Origin of the sequence: Leifsonia sp. T36S-04, assembly GCF_042465655.1 — a bacterium.
Lineage (GTDB): Bacteria > Actinomycetota > Actinomycetes > Actinomycetales > Microbacteriaceae > Leifsonia.
This window is the reverse complement of sequence record NZ_CP146286.1, coordinates 3,152,524-3,175,073: the sequence shown is the minus strand read 5'-3', so window position 1 is coordinate 3,175,073 and position 22,550 is coordinate 3,152,524. Positions and strand designations below refer to the sequence as shown.

General features: G+C 65.0%; 17 protein-coding genes and 3 rRNA genes. 16 read left to right on the top strand and 4 right to left on the bottom strand.

Features of this window, described 5'->3' with window-relative positions:
- Positions 1-91: 91 nt before the first annotated feature.
- From P3F85_RS15465 to rrf, 8 genes are all read left to right on the top strand, one after another.
- The gene (locus tag P3F85_RS15465; protein ID WP_374008732.1) at positions 92-814 is read left to right on the top strand and encodes a histidine phosphatase family protein; all 723 of its coding nucleotides are present in this window, start codon (positions 92-94) and stop codon (positions 812-814) included.
- Positions 811-1,428: a TlpA disulfide reductase family protein gene (locus P3F85_RS15460; protein WP_374008731.1), complete on the top strand. Its 618-nt coding sequence runs from the start codon at positions 811-813 to the stop codon at positions 1,426-1,428. The genes P3F85_RS15465 and P3F85_RS15460 overlap by 4 nt, the downstream gene beginning before the upstream one ends.
- 1 nt (position 1,429) lies before the next feature.
- A complete protein-coding gene (locus tag P3F85_RS15455; RefSeq protein ID WP_374008730.1) occupies positions 1,430-2,170 on the top strand; it encodes a cytochrome c biogenesis CcdA family protein in 741 nt (246 codons plus the stop codon).
- Positions 2,154-3,782 carry a cytochrome c biogenesis protein ResB gene (locus P3F85_RS15450; RefSeq protein WP_374008729.1) on the top strand — a complete coding sequence of 543 codons (1,629 nt, stop codon included), beginning with the start codon at positions 2,154-2,156 and terminating at the stop codon, positions 3,780-3,782. Before P3F85_RS15455 ends, P3F85_RS15450 begins: the two co-directional genes overlap by 17 nt.
- Before the next feature lie 9 nt (positions 3,783-3,791).
- Entirely contained in the window at positions 3,792-4,859 is a 1,068-nt protein-coding gene (gene ccsB / locus P3F85_RS15445) for a c-type cytochrome biogenesis protein CcsB (protein ID WP_374008728.1), read from the top strand.
- 698 nt (positions 4,860-5,557) lie between these two features.
- Positions 5,558-7,081: ribosomal RNA gene (locus P3F85_RS15440) — 16S ribosomal RNA — on the top strand.
- A 443-nt stretch (positions 7,082-7,524) separates the two neighbouring features.
- Positions 7,525-10,638: ribosomal RNA gene (locus P3F85_RS15435) — 23S ribosomal RNA — on the top strand.
- Between the two features lie 134 nt (positions 10,639-10,772).
- A 5S ribosomal RNA gene (gene rrf / locus P3F85_RS15430) occupies positions 10,773-10,889 on the top strand.
- The 16S, 23S and 5S rRNA genes sit together here, the layout of an rRNA operon.
- A 265-nt stretch (positions 10,890-11,154) precedes the next feature.
- Here rrf and P3F85_RS15425 read toward each other — a convergent pair.
- Positions 11,155-11,940, bottom strand: coding sequence for a hypothetical protein (locus P3F85_RS15425; protein ID WP_374008727.1), 786 nt, complete (start codon positions 11,938-11,940; stop codon positions 11,155-11,157).
- A 192-nt stretch (positions 11,941-12,132) separates the two neighbouring features.
- Here P3F85_RS15425 and P3F85_RS15420 point away from each other — a divergent pair, with 192 nt between their 5' ends.
- Positions 12,133-12,783, top strand: a complete 651-nt coding sequence (locus P3F85_RS15420) for a hypothetical protein (protein WP_374008726.1) — start codon at positions 12,133-12,135, stop codon at positions 12,781-12,783.
- Positions 12,758-13,777 (top strand): HAD-IIA family hydrolase, encoded by a 1,020-nt coding sequence (locus P3F85_RS15415; RefSeq protein ID WP_374008725.1) that lies wholly within the window; start codon positions 12,758-12,760, stop codon positions 13,775-13,777. Before P3F85_RS15420 ends, P3F85_RS15415 begins: the two co-directional genes overlap by 26 nt.
- An 18-nt stretch (positions 13,778-13,795) precedes the next feature.
- Here the strand turns inward: P3F85_RS15415 and P3F85_RS15410 are convergent, their stop codons facing one another.
- Complete coding sequence (locus P3F85_RS15410) at positions 13,796-14,788, bottom strand: o-succinylbenzoate synthase (RefSeq protein WP_374008724.1); 993 nt, start codon at positions 14,786-14,788, stop codon at positions 13,796-13,798.
- A 56-nt stretch (positions 14,789-14,844) separates the two neighbouring features.
- On the opposite strand from P3F85_RS15410, the gene P3F85_RS15405 reads away from it, so the two are divergent.
- The 3 genes from P3F85_RS15405 (at position 14,845) to P3F85_RS15395 (ending at position 17,973) form a co-directional block, all read left to right on the top strand.
- On the top strand, positions 14,845-15,756 hold the full coding sequence (locus P3F85_RS15405) for a 1,4-dihydroxy-2-naphthoyl-CoA synthase (protein WP_374008723.1): 912 nt from the start codon (positions 14,845-14,847) through the stop codon (positions 15,754-15,756).
- 196 nt (positions 15,757-15,952) lie between these two features.
- Positions 15,953-16,963 (top strand): AMP-binding protein, encoded by a 1,011-nt coding sequence (locus P3F85_RS15400; RefSeq protein WP_374010955.1) that lies wholly within the window; start codon positions 15,953-15,955, stop codon positions 16,961-16,963.
- Between the two features lie 26 nt (positions 16,964-16,989).
- Positions 16,990-17,973: a 1,4-dihydroxy-2-naphthoate polyprenyltransferase gene (locus tag P3F85_RS15395; RefSeq protein ID WP_374010954.1), complete on the top strand. Its 984-nt coding sequence runs from the start codon at positions 16,990-16,992 to the stop codon at positions 17,971-17,973.
- Here P3F85_RS15395 and P3F85_RS15390 read toward each other — a convergent pair.
- Positions 17,961-18,269 (bottom strand): DUF4229 domain-containing protein, encoded by a 309-nt coding sequence (locus P3F85_RS15390; protein WP_374008722.1) that lies wholly within the window; start codon positions 18,267-18,269, stop codon positions 17,961-17,963. The genes P3F85_RS15395 and P3F85_RS15390 overlap by 13 nt on opposite strands.
- 42 nt (positions 18,270-18,311) lie before the next feature.
- Between P3F85_RS15390 and P3F85_RS15385 the strand changes: the two genes are divergently transcribed.
- The 3 genes from P3F85_RS15385 to P3F85_RS15375 all read left to right on the top strand — a co-directional run bounded on the left by P3F85_RS15385 (position 18,312) and on the right by P3F85_RS15375 (position 21,105).
- Positions 18,312-18,668 carry a PLD nuclease N-terminal domain-containing protein gene (locus tag P3F85_RS15385; protein ID WP_374008721.1) on the top strand — a complete coding sequence of 119 codons (357 nt, stop codon included), beginning with the start codon at positions 18,312-18,314 and terminating at the stop codon, positions 18,666-18,668.
- Positions 18,661-20,460: a 2-succinyl-5-enolpyruvyl-6-hydroxy-3-cyclohexene-1-carboxylic-acid synthase gene (gene menD, locus P3F85_RS15380; protein ID WP_374008720.1), complete on the top strand. Its 1,800-nt coding sequence runs from the start codon at positions 18,661-18,663 to the stop codon at positions 20,458-20,460. Before P3F85_RS15385 ends, menD begins: the two co-directional genes overlap by 8 nt.
- A 93-nt stretch (positions 20,461-20,553) precedes the next feature.
- Entirely contained in the window at positions 20,554-21,105 is a 552-nt protein-coding gene (locus P3F85_RS15375) for an acyl-CoA thioesterase (RefSeq protein ID WP_374008719.1), read from the top strand.
- A 16-nt stretch (positions 21,106-21,121) separates the two neighbouring features.
- On the opposite strand, the gene P3F85_RS15370 is transcribed toward P3F85_RS15375, so the two are convergent.
- Positions 21,122-22,492, bottom strand: a complete 1,371-nt coding sequence (locus tag P3F85_RS15370) for an FAD-binding oxidoreductase (RefSeq protein WP_374008718.1) — start codon at positions 22,490-22,492, stop codon at positions 21,122-21,124.
- Positions 22,493-22,550 lie beyond the last annotated feature (58 nt).

Genomic DNA, 22,550 nt, shown 5'->3' with positions numbered 1-22,550 from the left:
GGTCAGCGAGTCGCCGACTTGTGGACAGGTGGTCCTCCACGGCTCCCCGCGCTCAGTGAATTCAAGGGGAACCCCTCCGTAGACTGAGGAGGTGGTAGCGAGCCAAGTGCACCTCATCCGCCATGGCGAGGTGTTCAATCCCGACGGCATCCTGTATGGCAGGCTGCCGGGATTCGGCCTCTCCAAACTCGGCCACCGGATGGCTCAGGCTGCGGCAGACGATCTCGTCGCTCGAGCCCGTCCGGTGAGCGCGTTACGGGTCTCACCGCTTCAGCGGACCCGCGAGTCCGCTGCCCCCGTGTCGGCCGCGTTCGGCCTAGAGCCGATCGTCGACGAACGCATCATCGAGCCGACGAACCGCTTCGAGGGCACCAAGATGAAGCTCGCCGTCCGCAAGCCGGCCTACTGGCCCTACCTCGTGAACCCGCTGCGGCCGAGCTGGGGCGAGGCATACACGAGCATCGAGCGGCGAATGCTCGCCGCCGTAGCCGAGGCTTTCGAGTCCGTCGATTCCGGCGACGTCGTCCTGGTCAGCCATCAGCTCCCCATCTGGATCACGCACCTCTCGGTCGCAGGCGAGCGCTACCCCCATGATCCGCGGAAGCGGCGCTGCGCACTCTCCAGCATCACGACCTTCGAGCTCGCGCCCGCACAGGATGCACTGCCCGAGACGCCCGGCGGATCGACTGAACCAGGGCAGCAGAGTCCGGCCCGCCCCGGCCGAACCCCGGAGTCCCAGCGCTTCGTCGAGGTCGGCTACGTCGAGCCGGCCGCGAGTCTGCTGGTCGGGGCAACTGACGTGGGGGCCGTGTGAGCGCCCCGTCCACTCTCCGCTCCCGCCTTTTCCTTCCACTTGTGGCTGCGGTCGCCGCGACCACTCTGGCGCTCACGGGCTGCACCGCGAACGACTCGCTCGCCACGCAATACCGCTCCGGCAACGGCCAGAACTACATCGCCGGCGACGGCACGGTCAGCGAGTACGCCGCGGGCAACCGGGGTGAGCCGATCTCCTTCAGCGGCACGCTTCAGGACGGCGACACCGTGGCGTCCCGCGACTACGCAGGCAAAGTCCTGATCGTGAACTTCTGGTACGCGGGATGTCCGCCGTGCCGCGTCGAAGCGCCGGAGCTGCAAGAACTGAGCCAGAAGTACGCGGACCAGGGTGTCGCCTTCCTCGGCGTCAACCTCTACGACTCGGCGCAGACGGCAGCGAGTTTCGAGAAGGAGAAGGGCGTCACCTATCCGTCGGTGCTCGATCGTGACACCGGGTCGGTCCTCCTCGCCTTCAGCAAGACCGTTCCTCCGAAGGCGACGCCGACGACTCTGGTGGTCGACAAGGAGGGTCGCGTCGCGGCGCGCATCCTGGGCGCCATCCCGGACAAGAGCATTCTCGACTCCCTCATCTCTGACGCCGTGGCCGAGCACTGACGTGGGCGGAGTCGGTCAGATCGTCTTCAGCGGCCAGCTTCTGCTGGCTTTGCCGATCGCTCTCGTCGCGGGCCTCGTCTCGTTCGCCTCGCCGTGCGTGCTGCCCCTGGTGCCCGGTTATCTCGCGTACGTCGGCGGCATCAGCGACCCGGGCGCCAAGCGCGACCGCTCGCGCGTCCTGACCGGCGTCGCCCTGTTCATTCTGGGATTCGCGATCGTCTTCATCGCCTACGGGGCCGCCTTCGGTGCGCTCGGGTACTGGCTGGTGCGGTGGCAGGATGTGGTGGTCCGGGTGCTCGGTGCGCTCGTGATCGTGATGGGGCTGGTCTTCATCGGCCAGTTCTCGTTCCTGCAGCGGACCATCAAGCCGTCCTGGCGACCCGCCACCGGGCTGATCGGCGCCCCACTGCTCGGCATCGTGTTCGGGCTCGGATGGACGCCGTGCATCGGCCCCACCCTTGCCGCCATCAGCGCCCTCAGCGTCGGGAGTGGATCCCCCTGGCGAGGCGCCCTCCTCGGCCTCTTCTACTGCATCGGCCTCGGCATCCCCTTCCTTCTCGTCGCCCTCGGTTTCGACTGGGTCGTCGGTTCGGTCAGTTTCATCAAGCGCCACATCCGTGCCGTGAACATCATCGGAGGCGTCCTCCTGGTCGTCATCGGCGTCCTGATGGTCACCGGTCTGTGGAGCGACCTCATGTCCCAGTTCCTGGCGGTGATCCAAGGTTTTGAGCCGGCCCTCTGACCACATCGAATCGGCTCCTCCTCGGGAGGACCCCGACGTCGTGCAGCCCAAGCTGGGCCCAGGCGGATGGCTCCGCTGGTTCTGGCGGCAGCTCACGAGCATGCGAACGGCCCTGTTCCTGCTGCTCCTGCTCGCGATCGCTGCGGTTCCCGGATCCCTCGTCCCGCAGCGGAGCTCGGACCCGAACGGCGTCACCAAGTACTTCACCGACAACCCGTCGCTCGCGCCGGTTCTCGACAAGCTGCAGTTCTTCGACGTCTACACGTCGGTGTGGTTCTCGGCGATCTACCTCTTACTGTTCGCATCCCTGATCGGGTGCATCATCCCGCGCACCAGTCATCACTTCTCGGCCATGCGGGCGAAGCCCCCCAGGACGCCGGTGCGACTGGCGCGCATGGCCGGTTTCCAGTCGCGCATCCTCCCCGCCGAACTGCGGAGAGCCGGCGCCGACCCGATCCTCGCCGCGCGAGACGTCCTCAAGGCGAACCACTACCGGGTCGCCCTGTATCAGGACGCGCGCTCCACCTCCGTCTCGGCCGAGCGCGGCTATCTCCGCGAGACCGGCAACCTGGTCTTCCACATCGCACTGGTCGGCGTGCTTCTCGCAATCGGTGTGGGTGGCGGCTTCGGCTACACCGGTCAGAAGATCGTGGTCGAGGGGCAGAGTTTCGTGAACAGCCTGCCGTCGTACAACTCGTTCAACCCCGGACGGTTCTTCAGCGACGCAACCCTCGCGCCGTTCTCGGTGGCAGTGAACAAGCTCGACGTCCGGTACGAGACGAAGAATCAGGATGCGATCGGCACCCCACTCGATTACACCGCGCACGTGACCACCAACGGTCCCGGGGATGCGCGGGCCACGACGACCATCAAGGTGAATGACCCGCTGGCGATCGGCGGCACCAACGTCTATCTGCTCGGGAACGGATACGCGCCGACGATCACGGTGAAGGATCCGAAGGGTTCCGTGGTCTTCAGCGACTCCGTCCCGTTCATCCCGCAGGCCGATCCCAACCTCACGTCGCTGGGTTTCGTGAAGGTCCCGGATGGGCTGAAGGAGCAGGTCGGGATGATCGGCTTCTTCTATCCGACGGTGACGGACAGCCAGACCGCCCGGGGGGCACTGGCCTCCAAGTTCCCGGGCCTCGACGACCCCGTCCTGAGCCTGAACGTCTACGCCGGCGACCTCGGCGTCGACGACGGCGTCCCGCAGTCCGTCTACAGCCTGAACACCGACACCCTGGAGCAGCTGGCCGGTCCGCCGACCACGACCAAGGCGCTCGAGCTGAGGCCCGGCCAGACGGTGGACCTCCCGAACGGATTGGGCACCATCTCCCTCGACGGCGTCAAGCGCTTCGCGACGCTGGAGGTCCACCATGATCCGGCGCAGGGCTGGGTGCTCCTCTTCGCCGTCCTGATCCTGCTCGGGCTCCTGACATCGCTCTTCGTTCCGCGCCGTCGTCTCTGGGTGAAGGCCATCGAGAACGCCGACGGATCGCTGACCCTTGAGTACGCAGGGTTGGCCCGGGGGGACGATCCCAATCTGCTCGACGCGGTCACGGCCGTCGCCGATCAGCACACACAGGCCCTGTCCGGGCCTCCGACGACTTAGGCTTGCACTGTGACCGAAACCCTGGCTCAACTGTCGACCGTGTTCTTGTACGCGGCGATGGGACTCTATGCGGCGGCGTTCATCGCGTTCGCGCTCGACCTCGCACGTCGCGGGGCGCGAGCCACCGCCGTCGAGGCGGCCGTCGTGCCCAGCGCAGTGGCGCGTCGTGCCGAGGTGGCGGCGCCCGTCGGCGCGCCATCGGCGAGAGTGATCGGCGGGGAGCCCGACCAGGCGCCGCCACCTCCGTCATCGGCGCTCGGCCGCTTGTCTTCGCGCATCAGTACTCGCGTCGAAGACGACGTGATGAACGGTTCCGGCGGGGGAGCCTCGCTGAAGTGGGCGTTCACGCTGACGATCATCGGCTTCGCGTTCCATCTGGTGGCCGTCGTGCTCCGGGGTATCGCGGCGGCGAGGGTGCCGTGGGCCAACATGTGGGAGTTCTCGATGACGGGGACTCTCGTCATCATCGGTGTCTTCCTGGTGGCGAACCTCCGGTGGCCGATCAAGTACGTCGGCACCTTCGTGCTCGGCCTGGTCCTGGTGCTGCAGGGGATCGCCCTGTTGCGGTATTACGTCCCGGTCGTCCCATTGCAGCCCGCCCTGCAGTCGTATTGGCTGGTCATCCACATCATCGTGGCCGTGCTGGGCACGGCGTTCTTCGCACTGGGCTTCGCGCTCTCGGGATTGCAGTTGCTGCAGTACCGACGCGAACGGCAGATCGCGGAGTCGCGGCCGCAGCAGTTCCGGTTCCTCGCGACCCTGCCCAGCTCGGTGGCACTGGAGAACCTCGCGTACCGGATCAACATCGTCGGCTTCATCGCGTGGACGTTCACCCTCATCGCCGGTGCGGTCTGGGCCGAGAAGGCCTGGGGCCGTTATTGGGGATGGGACACGAAGGAAGTCTGGACGTTCATCATCTGGGTGATCTATGCCGGATACATCCACGCTCGCGCGACGCGAGGCTGGCGCGGATCGCGGTCGGCGTGGCTTGCGATCATCGGTTTCGCCGCGGTCTTGTTCAACTTCGGCATCGTGAACGTCTTCTTCCACGGGCTTCACGCCTACTCGGGGCTCTGACCCCCGAAGCTTTTCGTGCACAGAACCCCCTCGAATGCCGCCGGCAATCGAGGGGGTTCTGTCGTTCCCGCGAGAGCTGGCAGGCACAGGCCTGCGGGGAGATCCGCGTCATTCCGCGGAAGTCGCTGGCGACACGCCCGGGATGAAGGCCGAATTTGCACCGGCTCCGGGGCCTGCGTAAAGTACTTACTTGTCACCCCAAAGGTGCGGGAGAGCGGAAGAGCTTCCCGGCCTCAAGAGGGACCAAATCCTAAACTTAGCGGCAAACGCGAGCTTGTATTAGCTCGCCTGTTGCACTTAGGATTAACACCCACTCACTGAGCAGGTCTAACCGGTTCGGATCGTGTGATTCGGTTGTGCCCACACATAAGGGCCAACGAGGAACACGAAACGCCGACTTGACAAACTGACTGAGAGTGGTAAGGTAGACAAGTTGCCTCACGGAGAAAGCCTAGCGGCTGAAAAGTGAGAGCGTCCGATCCTTGAGAACTCAACAGCGTGCACAATGTCAAATGCCAAATAACCTCAGCATTGACTATCTAGGCCTAGCCTAGCGGTCGATGCGAGATTCCTTTGGATTAGAAACAGAATGTCAGTAGATATTCGAAACTAGTCAAGACAAACTCGCAGTCACGAGCATATTTCCTGCTCGCGTCTGCACCATGTTTCCCGGTCGCTTGCGATCGCGGAGCTAAACATTTACGGAGAGTTTGATCCTGGCTCAGGACGAACGCTGGCGGCGTGCTTAACACATGCAAGTCGAACGATGAACCCGGAGCTTGCTCTGGGGGATTAGTGGCGAACGGGTGAGTAACACGTGAGTAACCTGCCCTTGACTCTGGGATAACCTCCGGAAACGGAAGCTAATACCGGATATGACGCACGGAGGCATCTCCTGTGCGTGGAAAGAACTTCGGTCAAGGATGGACTCGCGGCCTATCAGGTAGTTGGTGAGGTAACGGCCCACCAAGCCTACGACGGGTAGCCGGCCTGAGAGGGTGACCGGCCACACTGGGACTGAGACACGGCCCAGACTCCTACGGGAGGCAGCAGTGGGGAATATTGCACAATGGGCGCAAGCCTGATGCAGCAACGCCGCGTGAGGGATGACGGCCTTCGGGTTGTAAACCTCTTTTAGTAGGGAAGAAGCGAAAGTGACGGTACCTGCAGAAAAAGCACCGGCTAACTACGTGCCAGCAGCCGCGGTAATACGTAGGGTGCGAGCGTTGTCCGGAATTATTGGGCGTAAAGAGCTCGTAGGCGGTCTGTCGCGTCTGCTGTGAAAACCCGAGGCTCAACCTCGGGCCTGCAGTGGGTACGGGCAGACTAGAGTGCGGTAGGGGAGAATGGAATTCCTGGTGTAGCGGTGGAATGCGCAGATATCAGGAGGAACACCGATGGCGAAGGCAGTTCTCTGGGCCGTAACTGACGCTGAGGAGCGAAAGCGTGGGGAGCGAACAGGATTAGATACCCTGGTAGTCCACGCCGTAAACGTTGGGCGCTAGATGTGGGGACCATTCCACGGTTTCCGTGTCGCAGCTAACGCATTAAGCGCCCCGCCTGGGGAGTACGGCCGCAAGGCTAAAACTCAAAGGAATTGACGGGGGCCCGCACAAGCGGCGGAGCATGCGGATTAATTCGATGCAACGCGAAGAACCTTACCAAGGCTTGACATATACGAGAACGGGCCAGAAATGGTCAACTCTTTGGACACTCGTAAACAGGTGGTGCATGGTTGTCGTCAGCTCGTGTCGTGAGATGTTGGGTTAAGTCCCGCAACGAGCGCAACCCTCGTTCTATGTTGCCAGCGCGTAATGGCGGGAACTCATAGGAGACTGCCGGGGTCAACTCGGAGGAAGGTGGGGATGACGTCAAATCATCATGCCCCTTATGTCTTGGGCTTCACGCATGCTACAATGGCCGGTACAAAGGGCTGCAATACCGCAAGGTGGAGCGAATCCCAAAAAGCCGGTCTCAGTTCGGATTGAGGTCTGCAACTCGACCTCATGAAGTCGGAGTCGCTAGTAATCGCAGATCAGCAACGCTGCGGTGAATACGTTCCCGGGCCTTGTACACACCGCCCGTCAAGTCATGAAAGTCGGTAACACCCGAAGCCAGTGGCCCAACCCTTGTGGAGGGAGCTGTCGAAGGTGGGATCGGTGATTAGGACTAAGTCGTAACAAGGTAGCCGTACCGGAAGGTGCGGCTGGATCACCTCCTTTCTAAGGAGCATCTGGCACTCTGTCGGTTCTGCTGACACGAGTGTCCAGGCGCCGGATCTGAGCAAACGTCTCAGCCGGTAGCTCATGGGTGGAACATTGACATTGGTGCGGAGCTGAATGGCTCGAACTCAGTACATCTCTTGTAGATAGGAACGGTTTGAACCGGGAAGCGAAGCACATGCACGCTGTTGGGTCCTGAGGGACCGGACCTCATCCGATCGGATGAGAACCGAATCCTCTGGACCTTTTCTTGTCGGCATACATAGCCGGCGGAGAAGGTACCGCCCGTACTTTGAGAACTACACAGTGGACGCGAGCATCTTAGATTCGAACCTTCGGGTTCGGATCACAACAAGATGATCAAAAACAGTACTTATGTACTGATTAGATCATTGGTCAATCTGCTCATCTTCGGATGGGCCGATCGATTCAAACTCATGTGATTTCAAGTTTCTAAGAGCAAACGGTGGATGCCTTGGCATCTGGAGCCGAAGAAGGACGTAGTAATCTGCGATAAGCCTCGGGGAGTTGATAAACGAACTTTGATCCGAGGATTTCCGAATGGGGAAACCCCGCTGGGCCCTTTGGGTGACCCAGTGACTCCCGCCTGAATATATAGGGCGGGTAGAGGGAACGTGGGGAAGTGAAACATCTCAGTACCCACAGGAAGAGAAAGCAAAAGCGATTCCGTTAGTAGTGGCGAGCGAAACCGGAAGAGGCTAAACCGATCATGTGTGATAGCCGGCAGGCGTTGCATGGTCGGGGTTGCGGGACTTTTCAGCAGCTTCTGCCGAACTGCAAGCGTTACAAAGGAATATAGGCGAATGGTATTGAAAGGCCAGTCATAGAGGGTGCCAACCCCGTAGCCGAAATGTTCCAATGGCGCGAAGAGTATCCCAAGTAGCACGGGGCCCGAGAAATCCCGTGTGAATCTGTCAGGACCACCTGATAAGCCTAAATACTCCCAGATGACCGATAGCGGACAAGTACCGTGAGGGAAAGGTGAAAAGTACCCCGGGAGGGGAGTGAAATAGTACCTGAAACCGTTTGCTTACAAACCGTTGGAGCCTCCTTGTAGGGGTGACAGCGTGCCTTTTGAAGAATGAGCCTGCGAGTTAGCGATATGTGGCGAGGTTAACCCGTGAGGGGTAGCCGTAGCGAAAGCGAGTCTGAATAGGGCGATTCAGTCGCATGTCCTAGACCCGAAGCGAAGTGATCTATCCATGGCCAGGTTGAAGCGACGGTAAGACGTCGTGGAGGACCGAACCCACTTAGGTTGAAAACTGAGGGGATGAGCTGTGGATAGGGGTGAAAGGCCAATCAAACTTCGTGATAGCTGGTTCTCTCCGAAATGCATTTAGGTGCAGCGTTGCGTGTTTCTTGCCGGAGGTAGAGCTACTGGATGGCCGATGGGCCCCAAAAGGTTACTGACGTCAGCCAAACTCCGAATGCCGGTAAGTGAGAGCGCAGCAGTGAGACGGTGGGGGATAAGCTTCATCGTCGAGAGGGAAACAACCCAGACCACCAACTAAGGTCCCTAAGCGCGTGCTAAGTGGGAAAGGATGTGGAGTTGCACAGACAACCAGGAGGTTGGCTTAGAAGCAGCCACCCTTGAAAGAGTGCGTAATAGCTCACTGGTCAAGTGATTCCGCGCCGACAATGTAACGGGGCTCAAGCACGCCACCGAAGTTGTGGCATTGACATTATTGGTAGGCCTTCGTGGTCCAGCCGTGTTGATGGGTAGGAGAGCGTCGTGTGGCGAGTGAAGCGGCGGTGTAAACCAGCCGTGGACGCTACACGAGTGAGAATGCAGGCATGAGTAGCGAAAGACGGGTGAGAAACCCGTCCTCCGAAAGACCAAGGGTTCCAGGGCCAGGCTAATCCGCCCTGGGTAAGTCGGGACCTAAGGCGAGGCCGACAGGCGTAGTCGATGGACAACGGGTTGATATTCCCGTACCGGCGAAGAACCGCCCAAGCTAATCCAGTGGTGCTAAGAGTCCTAATCCTGGACACGGATCCCTTCGGGGTGAAGGTCCGGGCCTAACGCTCGACCCCATGCTGGTGCGGCTAGCGTATTAACAGGTGTGACGCAGGAAGGTAGCCCAGCCGGGCGATGGTTGTCCCGGTGTAAGTGTGTAAGCCGAGGGATAGGCAAATCCGTCTCTCATATAGGCCCAGGCACGATGCGTAGTCTTAATTGACGAAATGGGTGATCCTATGCTGCCAAGAAAAGCATCGACGCGAGGTTCCAGCCGCCCGTACCCCAAACCGACTCAGGTGGTCAGGTAGAGAATACTAAGGAGATCGAGAGAATCGTGGTTAAGGAACTCGGCAAAATGCCCCCGTAACTTCGGGAGAAGGGGGGCCTGAGGCGTGAAGGGATTTACTCCTGGAGCGTTTGAAGGCCGCAGAGACCAGTGGGAAGCGACTGTTTACTAAAAACACAGGTCCGTGCCAAGTCGCAAGACGATGTATACGGACTGACGCCTGCCCGGTGCTGGAAGGTTAAGAGGAAGGGTTAGCTTCGGCGAAGCTCAGAATTTAAGCCCCAGTAAACGGCGGTGGTAACTATAACCATCCTAAGGTAGCGAAATTCCTTGTCGGGTAAGTTCCGACCTGCACGAATGGCGTAACGACTTCCCAGCTGTCTCAACCGCGAACTCGGCGAAATTGCACTACGAGTAAAGATGCTCGTTACGCGCAGCAGGACGGAAAGACCCCGTGACCTTTACTACAGCTTGGTATTGGTGTTCGGTGTGGCTTGTGTAGGATAGGTGGGAGACTTTGAAGCCGGCACGCCAGTGTCGGTGGAGTCAATGTTGAAATACCACTCTGGTCACTCTGGATATCTAACTTAGAACCGTAATCCGGTTCAGGGACAGTGCCTGGTGGGTAGTTTAACTGGGGCGGTTGCCTCCCAAAAAGTAACGGAGGCGCCCAAAGGTTCCCTCAACCTGGTTGGCAATCAGGTGTCGAGTGTAAGTGCACAAGGGAGCTTGACTGTGAGACTGACAAGTCGAGCAGGGACGAAAGTCGGGACTAGTGATCCGGCAGTGGCTTGTGGAAGCGCTGTCGCTCAACGGATAAAAGGTACCTCGGGGATAACAGGCTGATCTTGCCCAAGAGTCCATATCGACGGCATGGTTTGGCACCTCGATGTCGGCTCGTCGCATCCTGGGGCTGGAGTAGGTCCCAAGGGTTGGGCTGTTCGCCCATTAAAGCGGTACGCGAGCTGGGTTTAGAACGTCGTGAGACAGTTCGGTCCCTATCCGCTGCGCGCGTTGGAAATTTGAGAGGATCTGACCCTAGTACGAGAGGACCGGGTTGGACGAACCTCTGGTGTGTCAGTTGTTCCGCCAGGAGCACCGCTGATTAGCTACGTTCGGGATGGATAACCGCTGAAAGCATCTAAGCGGGAAGCCGGCCTCAAGATGAGATTTCCATGCCTTCGGGCGAGAGGCTCCCAGCTAGACTACTGGGTTGATAGGCCGGATGTGGAAGTGGGGACTAAAGACCCATGGAGCTGACCGGTACTAATAAGCCGATGACTTGATAATCACTACTCTCATACATGTTGTAAGGCTGGTATGGGAGGCCAAGATTGCTTGCGTCCACTATGTGGTTCTCGATGTACGGTCGAGAACTGATTCGAGCTAACGCTCGACGTTCACTTTTGATACATCAATAGTGTTTCGGCGGCCATAGCGAGAGGGAAACGCCCGGTTACATTCCGAACCCGGAAGCTAAGACTCTCTGCGCCGATGGTACTGCAGGGGGGACCCTGTGGGAGAGTAGGACACCGCCGGACTTCTTTGTGAGATGGCCACCCAGTGATGGGTGGCCATTTCGCGTTAACGGGGTCGGTAGCAGCAGGAAGCATAGGCTGGGCTCGACCCGCCGATTCGACAGGAGAAGCCGTGAGCGATTCACCGGCAGACGAGAACCCTCGCAATGAGCGTTCGGAGCGTCGGCAGCAGCCCGGCCATCCCGCGCGAGCTGGCGATGGGCAGCGTCGCCCCCGCACGGACGAGGGTCGACCACGCGGCGCCGGCGCGTCCCGTGACCGCAGCGCTTCAAGCGGTGGCGGCCAATGGCGAACCGGCCGACCTGCTGCGGGCGACGGCCGCGGATCCGACTCCGACGGCGGCCGTGGTGGATACCGGGGCCGCGACACCGAGCGCAGTGGCGGACAACGTCCGGGTGCACCCCGGTCCGGCCAGACCGACCGGCCCCGCTCGAACGACGGCGCTCGTGACGGGCGCTCCGGTGATCGTCCGCAGGGTGGTTACCGTGGTGGTGATCGGGCGCCGTCTCGTGAGGGGCGTTCGGGTGATCGTCCGCAGGGTGGTTACCGTGGTGGTGATCGGTCGCAGTCTCGTGAGGGGCGTTCGGGTGATCGTCCGCAGGGTGGTTACCGTGGTGGTGATCGGTCGCAGTCTCGTGAGGGGCGTTCGGGTGATCGTCCGCAGGGCGGTTACCGTGGTGGTGATCGGGCGCAGTCTCGTGAGGGGCGTTCGGGTGATCGTCCGCAGGGCGGTTATCGCGGTGGTGATCGGGCGCAGTCTCGTGAGGGGCGTTCGGGTGATCGTCCGCAGGGCGGTTACCGTGGTGGTGACCGGGCGCAGTCTCGTGAGGGGCGTTCCGGTGATCGCCAGCAGGGCGGGTACCGCGGCGACGAGTCTCGCGGGCAGTTCGCGGGTGCTCGCCGTGAGGGCGCGCAGCGGCCGGGACGCGACGACAGACTCTGGACGCGAGAAGGCCGACCGGCCCGCGGCGACCGAGACGCTCGCGACGAGGGACGACAGTACGACGAGAACGCCGAGCGTTCGCGCGAGCTTCAGTCGATCCGTCCGCGGCACGACGACCCGTTCATTCCGGACGACATCCAAGCTCGCGATCTGCCAAAAGAAGCGCGAGTCGAACTCAAGACCCTCAGCAAGGACAACAGCGACTGGGTTGCTAAGCACCTGGTGATGGCGGGCCGGCTGATCGAAACGGATCCCGAGCTCGCCCACCAGCACGCCGTCTCTGCCTCTCGGCGGGCGGGCCGCGTGGCAGTCGTCCGGGAGACGCTCGCGATCACGGCCTACGCCATCGGTGATTTCGCGCTGGCCTTGCGCGAGCTGCGTACCTACCGGCGCATTTCCGGCTCGAACGACCAGCTGCCACTGATGGTCGACAGCGAGCGGGGAGTCGGACGACCCGACCGCGCACTCGAACTGGGCCGATCCGTCGAGCGTTCGTCGCTGCCCGCAGACGTCCAAGTGTCGCTCGCCATCGCGATGTCCGGTGCCCGACTCGACCTCGGTCAGCCGGACGCAGCGCTCGCGGAGCTGGAGATCCCTCAGCTCAATCCGGAGCGCGCCTTCAGCTACAGCGCGGACCTGTTTCACGCGTACGCGGAGGTCCTCGAAGAACTCGGCCGCGGCGCCGAGGCAACGCAGTGGCGCGATCGTGCTGCGCGCGCCGAGGCCGCGTTCGACCAGGAGAGTTCTGACGACGAGCTCGAGACGATCGACATCGTGGAGGAGCTCATCGACGCGGATGCGGATGCGGATGTGAACGCAGGCGAAGACGCGGATGCAGCCGCGGATGTAGACGCAGATGCGGATGCAGACGCTGGCGTGGAGGCCGACGGCGCCCACCTTGACGACGACGGAGAGGACGAGCCGGACGATGGCGCTGTTTCGACGGACCGGTGAGGGCACGGCGCCGTTGGACGGTGTCGACCTCGTTCTCGCCGATCTCGACGGCGTCGTCTACAAGGGGCCCGACGCGATCCCCTATGCGGTCGACAGTCTGAACGCCATCGCTGAAACCACGCGGGTCGGTTACATCACCAACAACGCCTCGCGGACGGACGCGACCGTCGCAGAGCACCTCAGCGAGCTCGGCCTGCACGTGCAGCCGTCCGATGTGGTGACCTCGCCCCAGGCGGCGGTCCGACTGCTCGCTCAGCACGTTCCCGTCGGCTCGCCTATCCTCGTCATCGGCGGGGACGGGCTGGTCGACGAAGTGCAGAAGGCCGGCTTCGTCGTCACCCGTTCGGCGGAAGACGGACCGGCGGCCGTCATCCAGGGGTTCGCTCCGGAACTCGGCTGGGCCGACCTCGCGGAGGCGTCGTTCGCTTTGCAGGGCCGCACCGATGTCGAACGCCCGTGGATCGCCACGAACACCGACTGGACGATTCCGGTTGCCCGCGGCATCGCGCCCGGAAACGGCACGCTCGTCTCCGCTGTACACACTGCGGTCGGCAGGCTGCCGCTCGTCGCCGGCAAACCTGAACGCGCGATCTTCGACGAGGCGGTGGCGCGCTTCGGCGCGAAGAAGCCCCTCTTCATCGGCGACCGCCTCGACACCGACGTGCTCGGAGCAAACCGCGCGGGCATCGATTCGGTGCTGGTGCTGACCGGCATCGACGGCGGCAAGCAGCTGCTCTCGGCGGACGCGGACTCGCGTCCCACCTACATCCTGCGGGACTTGCGTGGGTTGAGCGAACCGTACCCGGAAGTGCGCACAGCACGGAACGGCGCGGTCAGCGTGCGGGACGCGACGGTCGCGGTCGAGGGCAACGACGTGCGGATCCTGTCGGACGGATCCGACCCGGTCGACCTGCTGCGCGCCGCGTGCGCTGCCATCTGGAATTCGGGCCGGGCGATTTACGGGCTCGAGGTCCCGGAGCGCCTCTACAGCTGAGGCCGTTCCGAGCGCGCGTCAGAGCGCGGCGGCATGTTCGACGATGCGGTAGCACCGGCGGACCCGACCCAGCCACCATTCGGTGCGGTCCTCTCCGGCCCGGAGTGCATCCAGTCGCCTCGACGACACCGACGGGCGGGTGACGGGGATGCTCCCGTTGTCCGGAAGCAACGGTTCGTCGGCGACATCGTCCACGAACATCGCAACTGTCCCCAGCCCGCAGTCGAACTCGAGGTCCGGAAGGGCCGCAGCGAGGTACGCGCCCATGGCGATCCCGACCGAGGTGTCGATCGCGCTGGAGACGACGGCCGGAAGACCGGCCTCGGCCACGATGCGCTGGGCGGAATGCACTCCCCCCAGCGGTTGGGCTTTGACGACGAGCAGGTCGGCGGCGCCTGCCCGGGCGACGGCCAAGGGGTCAGCGGCTTTGCGGACGCTCTCATCGGCTGCGATGGGGATGCCCATGTAGTGGATGCGGCGCCGCAGCTCCGCCAGCTCATCGATGGTCGCACACGGCTGCTCGACGTACTCGAGGTCGAACGGCGCGAGCGCGTGGATGGCGTGCTCCGCCTCGTCGAGGTTCCACAGCGCGTTGGCGTCAACCCGCACGCGTCCCTCGGGGCCGAGCACGTCGCGCACCGCCCGCACGCGCGCGACGTCGTCGGCGAGGGTCTGACCTGGCTCGGCCACCTTCACCTTCGCGGTCCGGGCTCCCGGGTAGCGGGCGAGGACTGCATCCACTTCTCCCTCCGGGACGGCCGGGACTGTGGCGTTGACGGGGATGCGGTCGCGCATGGGCGCGGGAGTCGCGCGCCAGCCGAAGTCGATGGCGGCGTGGAGCCAGGCGGCGGCTTCGGCGTCGTCGTATTCGACGAACGGCGAGAACTCGGTCCAGCCCTCCGGGCCTTCGAAGAGCACGGCCTCACGGACCGTGATGCCGCGGAACCGCGTGGTCATGGGAAGGGACACAACCTGCGCAGTTTCTAACAGGTCGGCGAGCTCCGGCGACATTTCCCCAGTCTTGCACGTCCCGGGCCGCCCGCGACGGCGAACCGTAGGCTGGTCTCATGCAAGCGGACGTTTCAGAACTCTTCGACCCCAGCGCGTGGCGTGAGGTCCCCGGTTTCGATGCGCTCACCGACGTCACGTATCACCACGACGTCACGGGGCGTATCGCGCGGGTCGCCTTCAACCGTCCCGAGGTCCGCAACGCATTCCGCCCGCACACCGTCGACGAACTGTATGCGGTTCTCGAGGATGCTCGCATCAACTCGCGGATCGGCGTAGTCCTCCTCACGGGTAACGGACCGAGCCCGAAGGATGGGGGCTGGGCCTTCTGCTCCGGCGGCGATCAGCGGATCCGTGGCCGGGACGGTTACAAGTACTCCGAGGGAGAGACCGCGTCGGGCATCGACGCGGCACGTGGCGGCAGACTCCATATCCTCGAGGTGCAGCGATTGATCCGCTTCATGCCGAAGGTGGTCATCGCGGTGGTTCCGGGATGGGCGGCGGGCGGCGGTCATTCGCTGCACGTGGTGTGCGATCTGACGATCGCGAGCGAAGAGCACGGGCGGTTCAAGCAGACCGATGCGGACGTGGGGTCGTTCGACGCCGGCTACGGGTCCGCCTACTTCGCTCGCCAGGTGGGGCAGAAGGTCGGCCGCGAGGTCTTCTTCCTCGCCCGTGAGTACTCGGCGCAGCGGGCGTACGAGATGGGCGCGGTCAACGCGGTCGTGCCGCACGCGCAGCTCGAGGCGGTTGCGCTGGAGTGGGCCAACGAGATCCTCACGAAGTCGCCCACGGCCATCCGGATGCTGAAGTTCGCCTTCAACGCGGTCGACGATGGTCTCGTCGGACAGCAGGTGTTCGCGGGGGAGGCGACCCGGCTGGCCTACGGAACCGATGAGGCGGTCGAGGGGCGCGATGCGTTCCTGCAGAAGCGGGAACCGGACTGGTCGCCGTTCCCCTGGCAGTACTGAGGCGTCGGCGATGACGCGAGCAGTGCGGGTGGTCGACGCCGGCCGGCCTGCCGAGGTATTCGGTGCCCTTCGTGAGTCTTTGGAGGGCACCGGCGGCGCCGTCGTGCCGCGGTCGGGGACAGGGCTGGTGGGGGCGTCGGCCGGTGCAACGCCTGAGCCGGAGGGAACGCCGGGCTGGCCCGAGCCCGGCGAGACGGTGGCTCAGAACGTCGCACTCGTCATCGAGACCTCGGGATCGACCGGGGCACCCAAGCGCGTCGCGCTGTCCGCCGACGCACTCCTCGCGAGTGCCGCCGCATCGGCGGGAGCGCTCGGCGGGCAGGGGCAGTGGCTGCTGGCGTTGCCGGCCCACTACGTGGCGGGCGCGCAGGTGCTGGTTCGGTCGCTCGCGGCCGAGACCGAACCGGTGTACTACGGCAGCGGCCACTTCGACCCGGTCCGATTCGCGAAGGTTGCCGGAGCCATGAGCCACGACCTGAGATACACCTCGCTGGTGCCGGTGCAGCTGGCTCGGCTCGTCGAGAGCGCCGAGGCGGGTGCGCGGCCGGTGGCGGACGCTGTGCGGCGATTCGACGGTGTGCTCGTGGGCGGCCAGGCGTTGAGTGCTGAGCTGCGGGCGAGGGCCGAGCAGCTCGGAGCGCGCATCGTCACCACCTACGGTTCGAGTGAGACGGCCGGAGGATGCGTCTACGACGGTGTGCCGATCGGCACCACGGTCGTGCGGGAGGCCGCTGGGCTGCTGGAGATCTCAGGACCGGTGCTCGCCGAAGGGTACCTCGGCGACCCGGAGCGGTCCGCAGCCGCTTTCCATGAGGCCGACCGGACGAGGTGGTACCGCACAGGTGACCTCGGCAACGTCTCGATCGACGGCCATGTCACCGTGCTCGGCCGTTCGGACAACGTCATCATCTCGGGCGGAGAGAAGGTGCTCCTCGACGCCGTCGAGCGGATCGTTCAGGATGTGCCTGGGCTCGGACACGCGGTGGTCGTCGGGGCACCCCATACGGAGTGGGGGCAGGTTCCCGTCGTCGTGACGGAGCACGCGACCGCGGTCCCGCTGGATGAGTTGCGGCGACGGGTGGCCGATCGGCTGGGGCGTGCAGCGGCGCCGGCCCGGATCGTCACGGTGGAGCGGCTTCCCCGGTTGGCGAGTGGAAAACCCGACCGCGTCGAGCTTGCCGCGGTCGTGCAGAGCCAAGGGGCATAGCCGATGTTGTTACGATTCGCTCTGTGATGAGTCAGAACAAGCCACGAATGCAGCGGATGGCCCCGCCGATGGCGCGCGGTCCGCGTGGAGGCCGTAGCGGCCGCCCCGGTGCCGCGACCGCAGCGGCCAAGCCCGCCACGACCGCGGACTGGATCGCCGGCGCGCGCCTGCGCACCCTGCCGCTGGCCGTCGCGCCGGTGCTCATCGGTGTCGGCGCCGCCAAGGTGGCCGAAGGGCCCGCCATCTGGCACCCCATCCGGTCCCTGCTCTGCCTCGCGGTGGCGGTGCTGCTCCAGATCGCCGTGAACTACGCCAACGACTACTCCGACGGCGTCCGAGGCACGGACGAATACCGCGTCGGCCCTGGCCGGCTCACCGGTTCGGGCAAGGCCGCGCCGCGTGCTGTGCTCACGGTCGCCTTGACGTTCTTCGCGCTGGCGGCGGTTGCCGGGCTCATCCTCGTGATCCTGACTCAGCACTGGTGGGTGCTCCTCATCGGTGCCGCAGCGATCGCGGCGGCGTGGTTCTACACCGGCGGCAAGCGTCCCTACGGCTACTACGGACTCGGCGAGGTCTTCGTCTTCGTGTTCTTCGGGCTGGTCGCGACCGCAGGGACCACCTACATGCTGGCCGGCACCGTCAATCAGGAGTCCTGGTACGGCGGAGTCATCGCCGGACTCATCGCGTGCGCGGTCCTCATGGTCAACAACATCCGTGACATCGAACCGGACCGCCTGGCGCGCAAACGGACGCTCGCCGTGCTGCTCGGACCCGTGGCCTCGCGGATCATCTTCTGCGTGCTCCTGCTCGTGCCGTTCGGCATCCTCGGCGTCCTCGCCCTGTTCTATCCGCTGGCGTGGTTCGGGATGTTCGCCCTGCTCGCAGCGCTCCCCGCGTGCGTCATCACGCTGTTCGGGCGCTCGCCGCGTGAACTGGTGACCGCCCTGCAGCTGACCAGCCTGACCGGGCTGCTCGTCGGGATCGCGCTCGGCGCCGCCTACGCCTTCTGATCGCCGCGTTCGCGGTCATCGGCCGGCGCGCGCGCAGCATCCTCGATCGCAGCGTCTTCGACGTCGTCGTCCTCCGTGCGCGCCGGCTTGTCGCGGTGCCGCACCGCGTACAGGTCTGAGGAGACTGCGTTGCGCGGCCGGCTCAGGAAGATGTACGAGAGGCACAGGCCGATCAGCGCCGCGGCGATGACGGCGAGCCACCAGACGATGCCGAGCAGAAGCAGGATCACCAGCGGCACAGCGAACACCAGGAGGCGTAGGACGCTGTAGGTAATCCAGGAGGGAATCCGCTTCACCCTCCCAGCTTAGAGACCGTCTCTGAGAGTTACGATTGACGCATGGTCCGCCTCTGGATAGCCATCGGCGTCGCAGCCCTTGTCTTCTACATCTATTCGGTGGCCGACTGCGCCCTGTTCGACCGATTGCGCGTGCGTGGCCTCCCGAAGGCCGTGTGGCTGCTCATCATCATCCTGTTCCCGGTCATCGGCGGCATCCTGTGGTTCCTCATCGGCCGGGGCCGACGGAGATCGGCCCCGGGCCGGCGGGTGACGGCACCGGACGACGACCCCGAGTTCCTCGGCAAGCTGCGGCTGGACCACGATCAGGAAGAACGGATCCGGCAACTCGAGAAGGAGCTCTCCGAGCTCGACGACAACGGCCCGGACAACGACCAGACCGGCCGCCGGGATGGGTGAGCGCCCGCATCCGGGCGCGCCATCTGAAGCGGGCACCGCTGCGCCCGCGGGTGACGTGCGGACGGGAAACCCCGCCACCGACTTCTCCCTGACACTGCTGAGTGCCCTCATCCGGAACGGCGTCCGCGACCTCGTCGTGAGCCCGGGTTCACGGTCGCAGGCGCTCGCCTTGGTCGCCGCGGAGCTGGAGCGTTCGGGCTCGGCCTGGCTGCACGTGCGGATCGACGAGCGCTCAGGCGGTTTCCTCGCGCTCGGCCTGGCTCGGGAGACCGGCGCACCTGCCGTCGTGATCACCACGAGCGGCACGGCGACCGCCAACCTGCACCCGGCCGTCCTCGAGGCGCACGAGGCCGGCATCCCGCTCATCGTTCTCACCGGCGACCGGCCGGAGGAGCTGCGCGGCATCCGGAGCAACCAGACCACACAACAGGACGGTCTGTACGCTGCGGCGGTTCATTGGTCCGTCGATGTGGATGCCCCCACCGGCGAGAGCGACGAGCCGGAGCGCGCCGCAGCGCTCGCCGAAGCGGCGGTGCGCGCAGCAGTCGGAGCGGACACCGCCGATCCCGGACCGGTCCACCTGAACGTGGCGTTCCGCGAGCCGCTGTCGGTCGCCGTCCCGCCGACACCCGAAGTCGTCACGGGATCGCTTCCGGAGACGGCTGGGCCAGCGGCCCTCGGCAGGGAGAGCGTCGCGGTCGACGGGGGCCCGCGCACGGTCGTCGTGGCCGGGGCGGACGCCGGTCCCCGTGCGGAGGAGTTCGCGCGCGAAGCCGGGTTCCCGCTCCTAGCGGAGGTCTCCAGCGGCGCCCACTTCGGGCCGAACCTGGTCGTGTCCTACCGGGAGCTCCTCCGCGAGGAGGACTTCGGCGGCTCGGTCGAGCGCGCCATCGTCTTCGGGCATCCCACCCTGAGCAGGGAGGTGCCCGGACTCCTCACCCGTGACGACGTCGAGGTGATCGTCGTCGCGCCGACCGGTGAGCAGGCCTACAACCCCGGCCACCGGGCGCAGATCGTCGGCGAAGTGCGGCCGGCGCAGTCGATCGACGTCCGTGCGCCCGAGGTGCGCGGGTGGGTCGGCCGCTGGGTGTTCGCCAGCCGCAGGATCGCGGAGGCGCTCGAGCGTGCGTCCGGCCCCGCTGCGGTCGCCCCCGACGTGGAGAAGGCGCGGTCCTTCGAACCGGCGGACGCGCTCGCCTTCGCCTCGGCCGAGCTCGCTGCGATCCGGGCACCGATCACCCGTGCCCTGCTTGCCGAGGCGGTCTGGCGCTACACGTGGCCGCACGACCGGCTCGTCCTCGGTGCGTCCCGATTGATCCGGGATGTCGACCGGACGGTGCCGGGCAAGAGGATCACGGTGCACGCCAACCGCGGACTCGCCGGCATCGACGGAACCGTTGCGACCGCCACCGGCATCGCGCTCGCCAGCCAGCGCGCGGCTGACGAGGCGGGCACTCCCGGCGGCGTGACGCGAGTCCTCCTGGGCGACCTCGCGCTCCTCCACGATGTCGGCTCGCTGCTTCTCGGAGTGGGCGAACCGACGCCTCACCTGCAGGTCGTCGTCGGGAACGACGGCGGAGGAACCATCTTCGACGGGCTCGAGGTGGCCGGGACCGCCGCGGCGCGCGCGTTCGACCGCGTCCTGTACACACCCCAGAATGTGGACCTCGCCGCGTTGGCGCGGGCCTATGGCTGGCATCACGCCGTCGCCCGCACCAAGGGCGAGCTCGACCAGGCGCTGTCGGCGCCTCCGGCCGGAGCCAGTCTGCTCGAAGTCCCCCTGCCCCGCTGACGGACACAATTCCGACCCCGCCGCGCCCCACCGCTTTTGGAGAGGTTGGACAACGATCGCGGCCGGTTCCCGGTGAATCACTACCATTGCGGCGTGCACATGATCTTCCGAACGATGCTTCACGCGATCATCTCGCGCTTCGGCCCGCGCCTCGGACACTGGGATGTGGCGCGGACGCGGTTCCGCGTCCTGCCGACCGACCTCGACATCCTGAAGCACATGAACAACGGCGTGTACCTGTCGATCGCCGACATCGGGCGGTTCGACCTGCTCCAGCGCAACGGGGTGTGGGGAATCTTCAAGCAGCGGGGTTGGTATCCCGTAGTCGCCTCGGAGACGATCTCGTTCCGCAAGTCGCTGGAGCTCTGGCAGCCGTTCGTCGTCGAGTCGCGCATCCTCGGCTTCGACGAGAAGGCGGTCTACGTCGAGCAGCGGTTCACCGTCGACGGCGAGATCTATACGCAGGCCTTCATCCGCGGCCGCTTCCTCAAGCGCACGGGCGGTGTCGTCAGCATCGAGGAGCTGCTGGATGCGGTGGGCGCGTCACCGACGGACGTCACCATCCCGGAGTGGCTCATCGAGTGGGGTTCCGACGCCGCATTGCCGTCGACCCGCGCGGAGGCGCCGAGCGTCTGGAGCGAGTGATCCGGCACCGCCGAGGTCAACCCGGTCCGAAGGCGAATACTCGGTCAGGGTCCCATTCGCTGCGCGCTGCCTGCAGACGCTTCTGCACGGCGGGAGGCCACACCTTCTCGAAGGCCGCCCGGTCGGCGAGATCGCCGGCGAAGTTCACGTTCGTGATCGCCGAGATGCGATCGCCGAGTGCGTCGGAGATGGCGCGTGCACGCGCGGGCGCTGCCTCGGCGAAGGTCGACGGGTCGGCGGCGAGCAGGGTGAGGGTGTATCCGCTGTCGCGGCCGCCGACGGCGGTGCCGTCGTCGGTGTCGCGCGCGGTCGCGCCGCCGATCTGACGGACTTCGACCGCGAGGAACGGCGCGCCGGAGCCGGGGCCGGCGAGTTCGAGGATGACATCGCCCGCGTCCTGATCGAAGGTGTCGAGCATGTACCCGCGGATCCACGTCGGGCCGCCCTCTTCGGGATCGTTGTGGATGCTCGCGACCGCGGTCGTGGGCATCTCGGTCACGAAGTCGAGGTAGACCGGGGCGGCGGCGCGAATGGGCGCGAACAGCTTCTCTCCGGCAGCGGTTTCTCCCGGGTAGGCGAAGCGGACGCTGAGAACCGTCTGGCCGCGGAGGGGCGGCGGCGGACCCTCCAGGTCGGGTACCGACAGGAGTGCGACCGACGTCGTCGCCTCATCCGGCAGCTCGGCGGACCACTCGATCCACGCGCGCAAAGCCGGTTCGATCGCCCCGCCCTCGAAGAAGACGCTGCCGCCGTAGAGGGAGCGCAGAGGAACGAGTTCGAGCGTCATCTCGGTGACGACGGCGAGTCCGCCCTTTCCTCCCCGTAGGGCCCAGAACAGGTCGGGATTCGTCTCGCGGTCCGCCGTCACGATCGCGCCGTCCGCGGTGACCACGCGGAACCCGCGCACCCAGTCGGAGGTGAATCCGTACGTGCGGGCCAGCGGTCCGATGCCACCGCCCAGGGTGTAGCCGACGGCGCCGACGCTCGTCGACGATCCCGTCACCGGCGCCAGGCCGTGCTCGGCGGCGGCCAGGATGACAGGAGCCCAGCGGAGTCCCGCGCTGATGTGCGCCAGCCGCGTCTCCGGATCGATCGACAGCCCGTCGAGGCCGCGGGTGGAGATGATCAACCCTCCGACGATCGGCGCTTCGGCCCCGTGGCCGGTCGCCTGGACGCGCACGGGCAGCCCTGCGGAGCGGGCGAAGCGCACCGCCTCGACCACATCGCCCTCCGTCGCGACAGCGACAACGATGTCCGGGTCGTGGCGGATCGCCGGGTTGTAGCAGATGACTTCGGCGGCGAGTCCCTCATCGCCGCGGACGTAGACGGTTCCCTTGACGGCGTCGCGAAGGCGCGCGACCGCGGTCGTGTCGAGTTCGATTCCCATGCGGGAAAAGGTAGGGGAGACCACCGACGTCCGGGTAGCCCTTCGGCGGAGATCCACC